16 protein-coding genes are annotated in these 16,389 nt (G+C 37.2%); 9 read left to right on the top strand and 7 right to left on the bottom strand.

Annotated elements, in window-relative coordinates:
• Window positions 1-114 precede the first annotated feature (114 nt).
• Window positions 115-1,872: an ABC transporter ATP-binding protein gene (locus tag ICJ84_RS15635; protein WP_188217359.1), complete on the top strand. Its 1,758-nt coding sequence runs from the start codon at window positions 115-117 to the stop codon at window positions 1,870-1,872.
• 163 nt (window positions 1,873-2,035) lie between these two features.
• A complete protein-coding gene (locus tag ICJ84_RS15630) occupies window positions 2,036-2,422 on the top strand; it encodes a PUR family DNA/RNA-binding protein (RefSeq protein ID WP_188217358.1) in 387 nt (128 codons plus the stop codon).
• Window positions 2,423-2,466: 44 nt separating this feature from the next.
• Here ICJ84_RS15630 and ICJ84_RS15625 read toward each other — a convergent pair whose 3' ends face one another.
• Window positions 2,467-2,802, bottom strand: coding sequence for a tRNA-binding protein (locus ICJ84_RS15625; RefSeq protein WP_188217357.1), 336 nt, complete (start codon window positions 2,800-2,802; stop codon window positions 2,467-2,469).
• A 46-nt stretch (window positions 2,803-2,848) separates the two neighbouring features.
• On the opposite strand from ICJ84_RS15625, the gene ICJ84_RS15620 reads away from it, so the two are divergent.
• The gene (locus ICJ84_RS15620; RefSeq protein ID WP_188217356.1) at window positions 2,849-3,406 is read left to right on the top strand and encodes a thioredoxin family protein; all 558 of its coding nucleotides are present in this window, start codon (window positions 2,849-2,851) and stop codon (window positions 3,404-3,406) included.
• On the opposite strand, the gene ICJ84_RS15615 is transcribed toward ICJ84_RS15620, so the two are convergent.
• The 4 genes from ICJ84_RS15615 to ICJ84_RS15600 form a co-directional block, all read right to left on the bottom strand.
• The gene (locus tag ICJ84_RS15615) at window positions 3,403-3,888 is read right to left on the bottom strand and encodes a GNAT family N-acetyltransferase (protein WP_188217355.1); all 486 of its coding nucleotides are present in this window, start codon (window positions 3,886-3,888) and stop codon (window positions 3,403-3,405) included. The genes ICJ84_RS15620 and ICJ84_RS15615 overlap by 4 nt on opposite strands.
• 119 nt (window positions 3,889-4,007) lie before the next feature.
• Complete coding sequence (locus ICJ84_RS15610; RefSeq protein WP_188217354.1) at window positions 4,008-4,940, bottom strand: peptidylprolyl isomerase; 933 nt, start codon at window positions 4,938-4,940, stop codon at window positions 4,008-4,010.
• 256 nt (window positions 4,941-5,196) lie between these two features.
• On the bottom strand, window positions 5,197-5,826 hold the full coding sequence (locus ICJ84_RS15605) for a hypothetical protein (RefSeq protein WP_206688710.1): 630 nt from the start codon (window positions 5,824-5,826) through the stop codon (window positions 5,197-5,199).
• Between the two features lie 209 nt (window positions 5,827-6,035).
• Window positions 6,036-8,234, bottom strand: a complete 2,199-nt coding sequence (locus ICJ84_RS15600) for a RecQ family ATP-dependent DNA helicase (protein ID WP_188217352.1) — start codon at window positions 8,232-8,234, stop codon at window positions 6,036-6,038.
• A gap of 213 nt (window positions 8,235-8,447) precedes the next feature.
• Here ICJ84_RS15600 and ICJ84_RS15595 point away from each other — a divergent pair, with 213 nt between their 5' ends.
• From ICJ84_RS15595 to lptB, 4 genes are all read left to right on the top strand, one after another.
• The gene (locus ICJ84_RS15595; RefSeq protein ID WP_188217351.1) at window positions 8,448-9,413 is read left to right on the top strand and encodes a KpsF/GutQ family sugar-phosphate isomerase; all 966 of its coding nucleotides are present in this window, start codon (window positions 8,448-8,450) and stop codon (window positions 9,411-9,413) included.
• A complete protein-coding gene (gene tatC / locus ICJ84_RS15590; RefSeq protein ID WP_188217350.1) occupies window positions 9,413-10,249 on the top strand; it encodes a twin-arginine translocase subunit TatC in 837 nt (278 codons plus the stop codon). The genes ICJ84_RS15595 and tatC overlap by 1 nt, the downstream gene beginning before the upstream one ends.
• Before the next feature lie 598 nt (window positions 10,250-10,847).
• Complete coding sequence (locus ICJ84_RS15585; RefSeq protein WP_188217349.1) at window positions 10,848-11,207, top strand: carboxymuconolactone decarboxylase family protein; 360 nt, start codon at window positions 10,848-10,850, stop codon at window positions 11,205-11,207.
• A 126-nt stretch (window positions 11,208-11,333) separates the two neighbouring features.
• On the top strand, window positions 11,334-12,074 hold the full coding sequence (gene lptB / locus ICJ84_RS15580) for an LPS export ABC transporter ATP-binding protein (RefSeq protein WP_188217348.1): 741 nt from the start codon (window positions 11,334-11,336) through the stop codon (window positions 12,072-12,074).
• 127 nt (window positions 12,075-12,201) lie between these two features.
• Here the strand turns inward: lptB and ICJ84_RS15575 are convergent, their stop codons facing one another.
• Window positions 12,202-13,068 carry a DUF808 domain-containing protein gene (locus ICJ84_RS15575; protein WP_188217347.1) on the bottom strand — a complete coding sequence of 289 codons (867 nt, stop codon included), beginning with the start codon at window positions 13,066-13,068 and terminating at the stop codon, window positions 12,202-12,204.
• Window positions 13,069-13,094: 26 nt separating this feature from the next.
• Window positions 13,095-13,847 carry a CDP-alcohol phosphatidyltransferase family protein gene (locus ICJ84_RS15570; protein ID WP_188217346.1) on the bottom strand — a complete coding sequence of 251 codons (753 nt, stop codon included), beginning with the start codon at window positions 13,845-13,847 and terminating at the stop codon, window positions 13,095-13,097.
• 117 nt (window positions 13,848-13,964) lie between these two features.
• On the opposite strand from ICJ84_RS15570, the gene ICJ84_RS15565 reads away from it, so the two are divergent.
• Entirely contained in the window at window positions 13,965-15,035 is a 1,071-nt protein-coding gene (locus tag ICJ84_RS15565; RefSeq protein WP_455423514.1) for a putative type IX sorting system protein PorV2, read from the top strand.
• Between the two features lie 32 nt (window positions 15,036-15,067).
• Window positions 15,068-16,234, top strand: a complete 1,167-nt coding sequence (locus ICJ84_RS15560) for a lipoprotein N-acyltransferase Lnb domain-containing protein (protein WP_188217345.1) — start codon at window positions 15,068-15,070, stop codon at window positions 16,232-16,234.
• Window positions 16,235-16,389 lie beyond the last annotated feature (155 nt).

Raw genomic sequence — 16,389 nt, 5'->3', positions numbered from 1 at the left:
TTTAATCTATATTTAACACAAGGCATATGGCTTCACTTCTCTTTTGTTGTTTTATTGCTGTATATTTGCGTGTTAGTATATCAAATACATCTTCATAGCAGATTATCAATTTCAATGAAAGAATTACAACACTTAAATAAATACTTCTTAAAATATAAAACGAAGCTTATTCTTGGGATTTTAATCACCATTATTGCCCGTATCTTTTTGCTCTATACACCGCGTTATGTTAGAAAAATTTTCATCGTTGTGGAAAATTATCTGGATGGTAAAATTACCGAAAAGGTCATAAAAAGTGAACTAATCGAAATCATCATCTACATTATTGGCGCAGCCATTATTGGAGCCATACTCACCTTTTTCATGCGTCAGTATATTATTAATATCTCGCGATATATTGAATACGATTTAAAAAATGAAGTCTACGCACAATACCAAAAGCTATCACTAAATTTTTATAAGAAAAACCGAACAGGGGACTTAATGAATCGCATAAGTGAAGATGTTGGACGTGTACGTATGTATGCAGGTCCAGCGATTATGTACAGTATCAATACCATCACACTTTTTATAATTGCCATCATTTACATGTACAATCAAGCGCCGTTGTTAACCATGTATACGGTTATCCCTTTACCTATTCTGTCGGTAGCTATCTATAAATTAAGTAAAGAAATTCATAACCGCAGTACTATTGTACAGCAATATTTATCGAAATTATCGACTTATACTCAGGAATCATTTAGCGGTATTTCAGTGATTAAAGCTTACGGCATAGAACCACAAACCTCAGCTAATTTTGAAACTTTAGCTGAAGAAAGCAAAAACAAACAAGTGAATCTAGCTAAAGTGGAGGCCTGGTTTTTTCCGATGATGATTTTACTTATCGGTACCAGTAACTTACTTGTTATTTACATTGGAGGTATGCAATACATTAACGGAGAAATAGAAAGTTTGGGAACTATCGCTGAGTTTATCATTTACGTAAACATGCTTACTTGGCCTGTAGCGACAGTAGGATGGGTAACATCTATTGTACAGCAAGCTGAAGCTTCTCAAAAACGCATTAATGAATTCTTAAAAATCGAACCAGAAATAAAAAATGATGTTGACAAACATACTGAAGTCACCGGTGATATTGTATTTAAAGATGTAACATTCACTTACGACGACACGAACATTCAAGCGCTAAAAGGCGTGAGTTTCGAAATTAAAAACGGAGAAACCTTGGCCATTTTAGGGAAAACCGGATCTGGAAAATCTACCATTTTAGATTTAATTGGTCGACTGTATGATATAGATCAAGGCGTCATTACCATCAATAATCTGTCAATAGAAAAGCACAACCTATCCGATTTAAGAGACAGTATTGGCTATGTGCCTCAGGATGCCTTTTTGTTTTCTGATACTATAAAGAACAACATTAAATTCGGAAAAGAAAACGCTACCGACGAGGAAGTTATCGAGGCTGCTAAAAATGCACAGGTGCATAAAAACATCGTAAAATTCAATAACGGCTATGATACGGTTTTAGGCGAACGAGGTATTACCTTGTCTGGTGGACAAAAACAACGTGTATCTATTGCGCGTGCCATAATTAAAGCGCCAAAAATATTATTGTTCGACGACTGTTTATCAGCTGTCGATACCGAAACCGAAGAAAAAATCTTAAAAACCCTGAATAAAATCACAGCAAATAAAACCTCTGTGATTGTGAGTCACCGTGTGTCTTCAGCAAAAAATGCCGATAAGATTATTGTTTTAGATGATGGTAAAATAGTTCAGCAAGGTACACATGACTCCCTTATTAATGTTGACGGCTATTACAAACACCTTTATTTGAAACAGTTAAGCGAAACTGCTGCTTCTTAACAAATTAAACATTTAATAATCAACAACATACATCAACTTTGTTTTAATAAAATGCAACAAAAACTGAGATTTTAAAAAGAAATCTTATAAAATGTTGGTTAATAACTCTTTTTTTTAGATTTTTGGTACTGAAAGAATATTTAAATAATTTCTATTAACAACTATGAGCAATAATGACATGATGGAGAAAGAGGAGATTTTTTCTAAGGTATTAAGAGCAGGAAGACGTACCTATTTTTTTGATGTGAGATCGACAAAAGCAGATGATTATTACTTGACAATTACTGAAAGTAAAAAGTTCACCAATGACGATGGGTCTTTCCACTACAAGAAGCATAAAATCTATATTTACAAAGAAGATTTTGCCGAGTTTAAAGAAATTCTAAACGAAATGACCGATTTCATTGTTAATGAAAGAGGCGACGAGGTAATTAGCGAACGTCATCAAAAAGACTTCAAAAAAGAATACGATACCGTAGAAGCCAGTGAAAATGGTGAATTACACCAAACTACAGAAAGTTTTACAGATATCGATTTCGACGATATTTAAATAGCGAACTAAAAAAACCGTTAAGTGTTCTTAACGGTTTTTTTTTAGCTTACTACACTACCATTCTTAACCTGATGTTCCGGGTTAAGTAAAATCACATTTTTCCCATTAACAGCACCTAAAATCAGACATTCGCTCATAAAATTGGCGATTTGTTTCTTCGGAAAGTTTACAACTGCCACAATTTGTTTATGCAATAAATCTTCTTTTTGATAAAGTGTTGTGACCTGAGCCGACGTTTTTTTAATGCCTAATTCCCCAAAATCGATAGTTAACTGATAAGCTGGTTTTCTGGCCTTTGGAAAATCATTCACTTCAATAATTGTCCCGACACGTAAGTCTGTTTTCGAAAAATCTTCGAAAGTTATTGTTTTGTCCATTTCTCAAAAATATAAATAATTACGAACTTTGAAAAAAGTTTAAGTTATGGCAAATACCCCTTCAAATATGCTTCCGTTAGGCACAAAAGCACCTCTTTTCACACTTCCAGATACTGTAAGCGATTCCATGGTCAGTTTAGAGCGTGCTAAAGGAGAAAATGGCACCGTAGTCATGTTCATCTGTAACCATTGTCCGTTTGTGATTCATGTAAATAACACTTTGGTTTCAATAGCTAACGCTTACGCGGAAAAAGGTATTGCTTTTATTGCCATTTCCAGTAACGACGTTGTTAACTATCCGCAAGATGGTCCTGACAAAATGAAGGTTCACGCTAAAGCCGAAGGTTATCCGTTTCCGTATTTATATGATGAAACTCAAGAAGTCGCGAAAGCTTACGATGCAGCCTGTACACCTGATTTATATGTTTTTGATAAGGACTTAAAACTTACTTATCGCGGCCAACTGGATGATTCCAGACCTGGTAACGGACTTCCGGTAACCGGCTCTGATTTATCGCATGCCTTAGATTGTTTAATTGAGGGGAAAGAAAACACACAAGTACAAAAACCAAGTATTGGCTGTAATATCAAGTGGAAACTCTAAACGAGTTTCAACTCAAAAATACCAACATCGAGCCAGGTATTGAATTTAAAGCCGACCTCTTTTAAGTGCCCTACTTTTTCAAAACCAAATTTTTCATGCAGCTTCACACTCGCATCATTTGGAAGCGTTAAAACGCCTAAAACCACACGACAATCGGTTTGTTTTAATTGCGAAATCAATTCGGCATAAAGTAAAGACCCTATTTTTTTCCCATGCTGGTTATGTTTCACATAAACCGTAGATTCTAAGGTCGCATTATAAGCCGGACGTTCTCTGAATTTTCCGGCGTAAGCATAGCCTAAAATCTCATTATCTTCTTCGTAAACGATAAATGGATACCCTTTGGTGATACTATGCATCTTTTCCTGAAATGCTTTTAACGACATAGGCGTCAAATCAAACGTGACATCTGTATTAATAACGTAGTAGTTATAAATATTTAAAATTTGCTGTGCATCGCCAAAGTTTACAGATCGTATCATTCCAAAGCTTTTTAAATTAAGTTCCGTTTCAAGAGCTATCAATAACTCGAATTGAGTAAATATAAAAAAAGCACTTCAAAAATGAAGTGCTTTTAGATATTATAAAAAAGAGGAATCTCTTATTTTACGTTCATTAATTCTACGTCGAAAACTAAAGTTGCGTTTGGAGGAATTACACCACCAGCACCTCTGCTTCCGTAACCTAAATGACTAGGAATTACAAAACGTGCTTTATCACCAACATTTAACAACTGAATACCTTCATCCCATCCAGAGATTACCTGCCCCATTCCTACCGGAAAATCGATAGGCTGGTTACGTTTGTAAGACGAATCAAAAACGGTACCATCAGCTAATTGCCCTTTGTAGTGTACAGATACGTTTTTACCTTTTGTAGCTTTTACACCAGTTCCTTTTTGTATGATCTGGTAACGTAAACCGCTTTCCGTTTTCTCGAAACCAGCAGCTAATTTATCTAATTCCGCTTCGATAGCTGCTTTTTCTTCAGCTAAACGCTTCTCTCTAGAACCTTCGAATGTTCTGAATGCCTCAACAGCATTATAAGCTTCAGCATCAGCACCTACTCTAACAATCTCTAAAGATTCGATAACATCACCCTGAGCAATGGCATCAACCACATCCTGACCCTCTACCACTTTACCAAACACGGTATGGTTATTATCTAACCAAGGCGTTTCAACGTGTGTGATGAAGAACTGACTTCCGTTGGTTCCAGGACCTGCGTTAGCCATAGATAATACTCCAGGACCGTCGTGTTTTAACTCCGGGTGAAACTCATCATCAAACTGATACCCAGGATTACCTGAACCTGTTCCCTGAGGACATCCTCCCTGAATCATAAAGTCAGGAATTACTCGATGGAATTTTAATCCGTTGTAGTACGGTGTACCCTGAGGTTTTACTTTATTCTCTAAATTTCCTTCTGCTAAAGCCACAAAGTTACCTACGGTTCCAGGTGTTTTTTTGTATTCTAAAGCCACAAGAATTTCTCCTTTTGTTGTATTGAATTTTGCGTATAATCCGTCTTGCATGGTTCTAATTTTTAAGAAAGCGCAAAGGTACTTAATTAATTGTCATTTGACAATTAAGCGGTCTCAATATTATACTTTTATAAAAGCTCCTATCTTACTAAATGTATATTTCATACTATATCCATACTATATCTTAACTATATCTTAGCTATAGCCCTAACTTATTTCTAAGATTAACGAAAAATCAAATACTAGAAAACAAATATCCCTGATTAGTACAAAATAGTAATTTTCACACACTTTATTAAATCACATTTTATTTATCAAGTTCGAAATATCCATCATTCCAGATTAGAACTATATTTTTCTTAAAGTATTTTCTGAATTTTTGAAAAGAGTCAAACTCTTGTCCATTTAATTCAACATCTTTTTCAAATGAATCTACAATTATATTTTTACCTTTTTTAGGTAATATAAATTCCAATTCTGTTACTTTTTGAAAAATCCTTAGGAGCTCAACTTTGTCCAAACCATCTTTTTCAATAGCTTTAATATCTACTAAATCTTCTAATTCAAGTTTTGGTAGAATATTTTTGCTATCAATTTCGACAATTTTATTATTCTTTAGAATAAAAAACTCCAATTCGTCGTATGATTCTGAACCAAATTCAAAATATCTAAACGCTACCAATTTATAGTCTTTTGAGGTATTCCAATAACATAAATCATAATGACTCCCACCATCAGCTCTAATGAAATTTTCATTAAAACTTAAAAATCCTGATTTTGGTAAGAAGCTTTCAATTTCAAATTCTCTATGAAATTCATTTTTTTCATTCTCTGGTATTTGAGATTCATCAGTATATATTTTTTCTTTTACATTAAATATTTTACCGCTTTCAATCAAATTCCTTTTGCTAAACTCATTCAAATCAGAAATTTTCATCTGATAAAAAATAGTTTCAATTAATGATTGTGAATTGACATTAATTGTAATAATAAAGAATGATAATTTTAAAAATCTTTTTAGTCTCATTTTAATGTTATAAAATTGAAGATATTCCTTAAAAAATTAAGTTTCAAAGAAAATAAGTTTAACTAAACTTCTATATCTCTGAAACTTAAAATAAAATAGTTCAATAAAAAGAATAACAATTAATTCGCTACTTCACTGATGAATTTAATACGGTATAAACGCAATTCTTCATCGTCGTAATCGCCATCAAATTCTTCAATGGCTGTAGCAATATTATCTGTGGTAGAATCCATGAAGTAATCGTGCAGTTCTTCCTGCTGATCTTCATCTAAAATATCGTCAATCCAATAATCGATATTTAGTTTGGTCCCCGAATATACAATGGCTTCCATTTCCTTGATAAACTCATCCATTGCCAAACCTTTGGCCGAAGCAATATCGTCAAGTGGCAGTTTTCTATCAATATTCTGGATGATGTATAATTTATTTGCCGAATTGGTTCCGGTGGTTTTCACTACCAAATCATCCGGACGAATGATATCATGTTCTTCGACATATCTGGCAATCAACTCCACAAAGTCTTTACCATATTTTTTAGCTTTCCCTTCACCTACGCCATGCACATTGCCCAACTCAGTTAAGTTTATCGGGTATTTTAACGCCATATCCTCTAAAGAGGGATCCTGGAAAATAACGAACGGCGGCACGCCCAATTTCTTCGCGTTCTTTTTACGCAAGTCTTTAAGCATATCCATGAGTAAGGCATCAGCCACGGCAGCCTGTGCTTTAGCTGCGGACACAACCACACCGTCATCCTGACTGCTATCAAACTCATGATCTTCAGTCATCATAAAGGATTCCGGAGTCTGTAAAAAGGCTTTACCACTTTCCGTGAGTTTGATTACCCCGTAGGTTTCGATATCCTTCCTCAACATACCAGCGACTAAGACCTGGCGCAACAAGGCCATCCAATACTTTTTGTCTTTGTCTTTTCCTTTACCAAAAAACGGCTGTTCGTTTGTTTTATGTGAATTTATTAAGGCGTTTTCTTTACCGATAATTACCTGAACCAAATCTTTAGACTTATATTTTTCGTTCGTTTTAGCAATGGTTTCCAATAGCACCACCACATCGTCCTGAGCTTCATGTTTCTTTTTAGGGTGACGTACATTATCATCCATATCACCACCTTCACCGGTTTCGTTATCGAACTCTTCTCCGAAATAATGCAAGATGAATTTACGACGTGAGATTGACGTTTCCGCGAAAGCGACCACTTCCTGTAATAAGGCATGCCCGATTTCCTGTTCAGCCACCGGTTTCCCCGACATGAATTTTTCTAACTTTTCAATATCCTTATAAGAATAGTAGGCTAAACAGTGTCCTTCACCTCCATCACGTCCGGCACGGCCGGTTTCCTGATAATAACTTTCGATACTTTTAGGAATATCGTGGTGAATTACAAAACGCACATCCGGCTTGTCAATTCCCATACCAAAAGCGATGGTTGCTACGACCACATCGACCTCTTCCATAAGGAATTTATCCTGAAAACTGGAACGCGATTTAGCATCTAACCCGGCATGGTATGGTACGGCGTTGATGCCGTTAACCTGTAATACCTGCGCCAGCTCTTCCACGCGCTTTCTGCTTAAACAATATACAATACCCGATTTACCAGCATTTTGTTTGATAAAACGAATGATATCGCCATCGACATTCTTGGTCTTTGGGCGTACCTCGTAATATAAATTAGGACGGTTAAAGGAGGCTTTAAACGTTTTTGCCCCAGTAATCCCTAAGTTTTTAATAATATCTTCCTGAACCTTCGGCGTCGCCGTTGCGGTGAGTCCGATAATCGGAATATTATCCCCTATGCGAGAAATGATATGTCTTAAGTTACGGTATTCCGGTCTGAAGTCATGCCCCCACTCACTAATACAGTGGGCTTCATCTATGGCCATGAACGAAATTGTAACCGAACGTAAAAACTCTACATTCTCTTCTTTGGTTAAGGATTCGGGAGCCACGTAAAGTAATTTGGTTACCCCGTTAACAATGTCCTCTTTAACCCGTTTAATTTCTGTTTTGTTTAACGAAGAATTCAGCACGTGTGCGATACCTTCCTCATTAGAAACGCCACGAATGGCGTCTACTTGGTTTTTCATTAAGGCAATTAAAGGCGAGACCACGATAGCCGTACCCTCCTGCATTAATGCCGGGAGCTGATAACATAACGATTTACCGCCTCCGGTGGGCATAATCACAAATGTGTTGTTGCCCGATAATATACTTTCTACAACATCTTCCTGAAGTCCCTTGAATTTACTAAACCCAAAATATTTTTTTAGCGCAGAATGCAAGTCACTCTTTTCCATCAATCAGAAAACTTTAAAATTTATTTTAATTAATTATACCATGCCCCTATCAAACTCAAATTTTGAATTGACTTTTTAATAGTGCATTAAGAAACCCTCGTGTTTTTTTCGTTAGCTTTGTAACGAAAATCGAAATTACTATAAAATTAAATTTTATTTACATTTAAAGTTAAGAATTTCTTCAAAAGCATCAACTAAAAAATTTCATAAATTTTGAATAACAAACATTCAATTCTTAAAATAGCCAAAGAAACCATTGAAGCTGAAAGTCAAGCTATTTTAAATTTATCGAATCTTGTCGATTCTGATTTTGCCGAAGCCGTAGAGCTTATATACCATTCAAAAGGTCGTGTTATTATAACAGGTATTGGAAAAAGTGCCATTATTGCCAGTAAAATAGTCGCCTCATTAAATTCCACCGGTACACCTGCCGTTTTTATGCATGCTGCCGATGCCATTCATGGCGACTTAGGACTCATCTTAAAAGACGACGTGGTTATTTGTATTTCTAAGAGCGGAAATACTCCGGAAATAAAAGTACTTGTGCCGCTTATTAAGCGCGTTAACAATAAAATGATTGCCATTACCGGAAATAAAGACTCGTTTCTTGGCCAACATGCCGATTATATTTTAAACGCTTATGTTGAAAAGGAAGTTTGTCCGAACAACCTAGCACCAACCACCAGTACCACGGCACAATTGGTTATTGGTGATGCCTTAACGGTTTGTTTGTTAGAAATGCGTGGTTTTACCAGCAACGACTTTGCTAAATTCCATCCTGGTGGAGCTTTAGGTAAAAAACTGTACTTACGAGTTCAGGACATCTCATCGGTTAACAAAAAACCAAAGGTTGAAGCCTCAACCAACATTAAAGATGTAATTATTGAAATCACCGAAAACATGTTAGGTGTTACTGCCGTGGTTGAACAGGGTAAAATCATCGGTATCATTACCGACGGTGACTTACGTCGCATGCTGACTAAAGTAGATAGTTTTGCGAACCTGACCGCCAAAGATATTATGAGCAGCAACCCAAAACGCATTGAAGCCAGTGCCATGGCGATTGATGCTTTAGAAATTATGGAAGCCAACGAAATTTCCCAGATTCTAGTTGAAGACCACGGGCTTTACGCTGGTGTGGTTCATATTCACGATTTAATAAAAGAAGGCATTATATAATGGCTAAAAAGGAAAAGAAAAGTATTAATGAGATGTCTTTTTTAGACCATCTTGAAGATTTACGCTGGCATCTTATTCGTATTTGTGCCGGCATCATGATTATTGCCGTACTGGCTTTTACATTTAGTCGCTTCATTTTTGAGGATATTATTTTTGCTCCGCTTAACATGAGCTTCCCTACCTACGAATTCTTATGTAATATGGGCAGGCTTATTGGTGTAGAAACGTCGTTTTGTAATGATGAAATCCCGATGATGATTCAAAGTAGAACCATGGCCGGACAGTTTTCTGCCGATATCTGGACTGCTATTTTGGCCGGATTCATCATCTCTTTTCCGTATACCATTTATCAGCTTTGGAAATTTGTAAGCCCGGGGCTACATGAAAACGAGCGCAAACATTCACGTGGCTTTATTATCATTTGCTCACTACTGTTCTTTTTGGGAACATTATTCGGTTATTACATCATCACCCCTTTATCGATTAATTTCCTAGCTAATTATAGTATTTCAGATGTGGTTGAAAACCAAATCGACATCAGTTCTTATATTGGTTTGGTGCGCTCATCGGTATTAGCATCAGGATTAATTTTTGAGTTACCCATCGTTATTTACTTTTTAACCAAAATAGGTCTGGTAACCCCGGAAATATTAAAGAAATACAGGAAGTTTGCTTTGGTTATCGTGTTAATCCTATCGGCGGTTATTACCCCTCCGGATATTGCGAGTCAGGTGATTGTGGCGATTCCGATTTTAATACTGTATCAAGCGAGTATTTACATTTCCAAGCTTGTGGTGAGGAACCAAAAATTAGCATCGGAGGCGGTTAGGAAATAAGACGTGAGGCGTTGTCGGTTGTCGGTTGTCGGTTGTCGGTTGTCGGTTGTCGGTTGTCGGTTGTGATATGTATATCTGAGTTAAAATGGATTCCGCATCAGGTGCGGAATGACAGTGAGTTGGGAACGTGAGGCGTGAGTCGTGAGGTGTAAAGTGTTGTCCGTTGTCGGTTATCAGTTGTGGGTTGTCGGGTGTGATATGTACCTCTGACCTGAAATGGATTCCGCATCAAGTGCGGAATGACAGTGAGTTGGGGAACGTGAGGCGTGAGGCGAGGAGCGTGAGGCGTTGTCGGTTGTCGGTTATCAGTTGTGGGTTGTCGGGTGTGATATGTACGTCTGACCTAAACATGGATTCCACATCAGGTACGGAATGACAGTGAGTTGGGGAACGTGAGTCGTGAAGTGTGAAGTGTGAGGCGTTGTCGGTTATCAGTTGTGGGTTGTGAGTTGTGATATGCACGTCTGACCTGAAATGGATTCCGCATCAAGCGCGGAATGACAGTGGAGTATGACATATTCAGGATGACAAGATATTGTGAAGCCTAAAATGTAGAAATGAGCATATTAAATAAAAAATAACATTATAACTAAAAAAAATGTCTGATATCGTTTCTGAATTTAATGATTACCGTTCTAAAATGAACGATAAAATTTTATCTGATAACAATAAAGTTATCAAACGTATTTTCAATTTAGATACCAACGCTTACGCGGAAGGCGCCTTAGATGTTAAAACCAAAGAGTTATTAGGTCTTGTGGCCTCAGCGGTGTTACGCTGTGACGATTGTGTGAAATACCATTTAGAAACCAGCTACAAAGAAGGATTAACCAAAGCTGAAGTGGTTGAAGCTTTAAGTATTGCTACCCTGGTTGGTGGTACCATTGTGATCCCGCATTTGCGTCGTGCCTATGAGTTCTGGGATGCCTTAGAAGCACAAGACGATTCGAAAGCATAACCCATTTGTAACAAAATAACAGACCGTATTTATAGTATTTTTCTATTTTTAGCGTTTTAAACTGAAATACCATTTAACATTTCAGATCCATCTGAATATTAAATTCTCACTTGGTGAGTTGAGCATATGATTTTAAAAGCCGAACATTTAATGAAGTCCTATAACGGACGAAAAGTTGTTAAAGACGTTTCTCTTGAAGTACATCAAGGAGAAATTGTTGGATTACTGGGACCTAACGGTGCTGGTAAAACCACCTCATTCTATATGATTGTTGGTCTTATAAAACCAAACGGCGGCCATATCTTTTTAGACAATACCGAAATCACCCAGTTCCCGATGTACAAACGTGCTCAAAACGGTATCGGGTATCTGGCACAGGAAGCTTCGGTGTTTAGAAAACTGAGTATTGAAGACAATATTTTAAGTGTATTGCAGCTGACCAAACTGAGCAAAAAAGAACAACTGCACAAAATGGAATCACTTATCGAGGAGTTTGGTTTAGGACATATTCGCAAAAACCGCGGTGATTTATTATCCGGAGGCGAGCGTCGTCGTACCGAGATTGCCCGTGCTCTGGCTACCGACCCGAGTTTCATTTTACTGGATGAACCTTTTGCAGGTGTTGACCCGGTGGCGGTTGAGGATATTCAACGTATTGTGGCGCAGTTAACCAAAAAGAATATCGGTATTTTAATCACCGATCACAACGTTCAGGAAACCTTAGCCATTACCGACAGAACCTACCTGATGTTTGAAGGTAGTATTCTTAAAGCCGGAGAACCGGAAGAATTAGCAAGTGATGAGATGGTACGCAAAGTGTATCTGGGTCAGAATTTCGAGTTACGTAAAAAGAAAATCAGAGATTAATACATTCTGTTATTCAAATTTATTTCAGAATAACGAGACTTTTATTCTTAACAACATAAAGAATCTGAAACCAGTTCAGATTGACAAAAAGCGACCTTTTAGACTAAGTCGCTTTTTTTATGCCATTCTATTTTTTAAACATCATACTGAATACTTTCACCATTAGCAAAGCGAGTAGTCCAACAAGAATTCCAATAATAAAATCCTTTATAAATCCGGGAATCGATTCTGCAAAGTGATGCAAGGCTTCAATATTATGTGTAAATATCCCACCTGCTACTAAAAGCAAAGCAATGGTTCCAATCACCGACAGACTCTTAATTACGACTGGCAGCGCTTTAACTAAAACATTTCCTATGTTAAACACCATTCCTTTCTGGTCGCCACTTTTCTGAATTAATGCAAAGCCCATATCATCCATTCTCACAATTAAGGCCACAATACCATAAACCCCAACAGTTGCAATAATTGCCACAATAGACACTACCAATACCTGAAACAGCAAGGGCTTTCCTAAAACCGTTCCCAAGGCAATAATCACAATTTCCACCGACAAGATAAAATCCGTAAATATGGCCGATTTCACCTTTTTCTGCTCTGCTATCAACTGTTCTTCCGGCGATAGCGCTTCATGACTTACGACTTCCACCTGATGTTTATGCGGAAAAACATATTCCATGACTTTTTCAACCCCTTCATAAGCCAGATAAACTCCCCCGGCAATCAATACTAAGGTCACCGCCCAAGGCACAAATGCACTCAATAAAAAGGCAATAGGTAAAATAATCAACTTATTTAAAAACGATCCTTTGGTGATTGCCCATAATACGGGTAATTCTCTTGACGATACAAAGCCTATCGCTTTTTCAGCATTAACAGCCAGGTCATCACCTAATATCCCTGCTGTTTTTTTTGTTGTAATCTTACTCATTACCACTACATCATCCATCAATGCAGCGATATCATCTAATAATGCGAAAAAACCTGAGGCCATAAAACGTTGTTCTGTGTTTTAGAAAATTATTTTGAAGTTGCGTTGTCCCATAAAGACAACAGGATATATGTTAGAATGATTAACGGAATGGCTGCATATTGCAATACAATAAGCAATACCACACAAAGCGCAATAAAGGTATAGCGCAGACCATTTGCTTTAAAACTGAAGTCTTTAAATTTTAATGCGAATAACTTGATATTAGCATTCAGTAAATAACAACTTACTGCCGTTAATCCTATTAAAAACCATTTATTGATAATAATGCTGTTTATAGCATCGCTATTCTGAAATTCCAGAATAAGCGGTAAGGACACAATTAAAAGTGTATTTGCCGGTGTTGGCAAACCTTTAAAATAGGTTTTCTGCTCATCATCCAAATTAAACTTAGCCAGACGATATGCCGATGCCAAGGTGATGCACAAACCTATGAGCGGCAGCGCCGATAATTTAAAACCAGACAACTCGATATCAGAATTCCATTCGTTGATGACCTGCATGACCACCGATTTTTCCTGAGTTAATTCCAGCATCTTATACATGACGATACCCGGCACTACCCCACTGGTAACCATATCGGCTAAAGAATCCAGCTGCAAACCCAATTCGCTTGAAACTCCCAATTTTCTGGCCGCAAACCCATCGAAAAAGTCGAAGAAAATCCCTAAAAACACAAATAAGGCTGCCGACGAAAAGTTATCGTTCACAGCATAAATAACAGCAATACTTCCGCAGAATAAATTAAGAAGGGTTAAAGCATTGGGGATGTGTTTCTTCATAACAGGCATTTTATTTCGGTAAAAATAGCAAACAATTTTCGTCTAAAACAATATCTATTCCATTTTCAAGTTTTAAAAGATTATAAATAATATGCATCTTTGTAAAAAAAATTGCGGTTGAGAACATCCCTTACTGTCCTGCTTTGTTTTATTACGGCAACCATCTTCAGCCAGACGGTTAGAAAATATTCTAACGAGTTTATGAATATAGGTGTTGACGCAGCAGCTTTAGGTATGAGCAATGCCGTAACCTCACATTCGGCAGATGTAAATTCAGGCTACTGGAATCCAGCCGGATTATTACATCTTGAAGATAACCAAATGGCTTTGATGCACTCCAGCTATTTTGCCAATATCGCCAATTACGATTATGCCGCCTTTGCCAAGCCTTTAGATGACCGAAGTGCCTTTGCCATCTCATTAATTCGCTTTGCTGTAGATGATATATTAAACACCACACAATTGATAGACGAGCAAGGGAATATTAATTACGATCGCATTAGTTTGTTTTCAACTGCCGATTACGCTTTAAGCTTTTCTTATGCCCGCGCCTTGCCTGTTGAGGGTTTAAACTACGGTGTTAATGCAAAAGTGATTCGCAGAATTATCGGCGATTTTGCCTCCTCATGGGGCTTTGGTTTTGATGCCGGTATTCAGTTTGAAACCGATAACAACTGGAAATTCGGATTGATGGCCCGTGATATCACCACCACATTTAACGCCTGGGCTATTGACGAAGACGAATTTAAAAAAATCCAGGACGCCGTTGCCGGTCAGAATCAAGAGCTTCCGGAGACTACTGAAATTACCATTCCTAAATTACAACTAGGAGTCTCGAAGTTATTCACCTTTCATTACGACTACACCCTATTGGCAGCCGCGAATTTAAATGTACGATTCGAAGAAAATAACGATATTATCTCCTCATCTTTCGCCAGTATCAATCCCGCTTTAGGGTTTGAGTTTGGTTATATTGATATGGTGTATTTACGTGGTGGTGTGGGTAATTTTCAAAATGAATTACAAATCGACAATACCGAACAGTTAAGCTTTCAGGCGAGTTTTGGGGTTGGTTTTAAATACAACGGCATTCAGGTGGATTATGCTTTTACAGACATTGGAGACCAAAGTGTGGCTTTATATTCGAATGTATTTTCATTAAAACTCGATTTTAGTATCTTTAGGTAAGCCCGTATCATTCTATAAATAAGAATACATTGATGAAACATTTTCTTTTTTCCCTTATCGTTTTCACTTTAAGTCAGCTGAGTTTTTCACAATCTCAATTATTATCTGAACGTGCCGAAATCAGTGTATTAACTATAGGTCCGGGCACCTCTTTAAACGATTCTTTTGGCCATAGCGGATTTCGCGTAAAAGACCCTGTAAAAGGTATTGACCTGGTTTTCAACTATGGTATTTATGATTTTAACACCCCTAATTTCTATCTGAAGTTTGCTCAGGGACGGTTGCATTATTTATGCGGCATGAATTATTATGAAGATTTCTATAATGCCTATATCTCTCAAAACCGCAGCATAAAAGCTCAGGTTTTAAACTTAGATGCTACCGAAAAACAAAAGCTCTTCGATTACCTTAGAAACAATATTAAGCCCGCCAACCGACGTTATCTTTACGATTTCTTTTACGATAACTGTGCGACCAAAATCAAAGATGTTACCAATATTGCGGTGGGTAACGGTATTGTTTTTAACAAACCAGCCGATTTTAAAGATGCGACCTTCCGAACCCTAATCAATAATAATCTAAGCGCTAATTCCTGGGGTAGTTTTGGTATAAATGTCGCTTTGGGATCTATAATAGACCGTGTGGCACCTGCTGAAGACCATATGTTTTTACCCGAAAACATCTATCGCTTTTTTGAAGTAGCCACCGTAAATAACAAACCTTTGGTGAAAGACAGTAGCGTTATCTACAACAAGATTGATACCCCAGCTGCGACACACTTTTTCACCAGTCCGTTGTTTGTTTTTGGCATGATAGCGCTTGTCATCTTATACATTACTTATAAAGATTATAGAAACAACAGAAGAAGTCAGTGGCTAGATGTTATTTTGTTTTCTGTGACTGGGATACTAGGTGTTCTTCTTTTACTGCTTTGGTTTGCTACGGATCATACAGGAACGCATCAAAATTACAATTTACTTTGGGCTTTTCCTTTAAATCTGTTTGTCATCGGTCAGTTATTGAAACCTAAAGTCAGTACCTGGTTTGTGAAGTATTTAAAACTTTTGGTGATTTTACTCTGCCTGCTTACCCTGCATTGGATGATTGGTGTACAAGTCTTTACCGTTGGGTTAATTCCTTTGCTTATTGCTCTACTGGTTAGGTATGTGTATTTGATTGTTGTGAATCGTGAGGCGTGAGGCGTTAAGTCGTAGTTTGCTGTTGCTGTTTAAACAAATGGATTTACTTTTTTATTCACTAATCTATATCTCAAGTTAAAGGTGTTCATGAATCTCCTACGTCGATTTTCATCGCTAAAAAAAGTAACTGGATCCTGAAACGAGTTCAGGATGAC

The organism is Aestuariibaculum suncheonense (assembly GCF_014596935.1).
GTDB lineage: Bacteria > Bacteroidota > Bacteroidia > Flavobacteriales > Flavobacteriaceae > Aestuariibaculum > Aestuariibaculum suncheonense.
The sequence above is the reverse complement of the archived record's forward strand: the minus strand, read 5'-3'. Positions and strand labels throughout refer to the sequence as shown.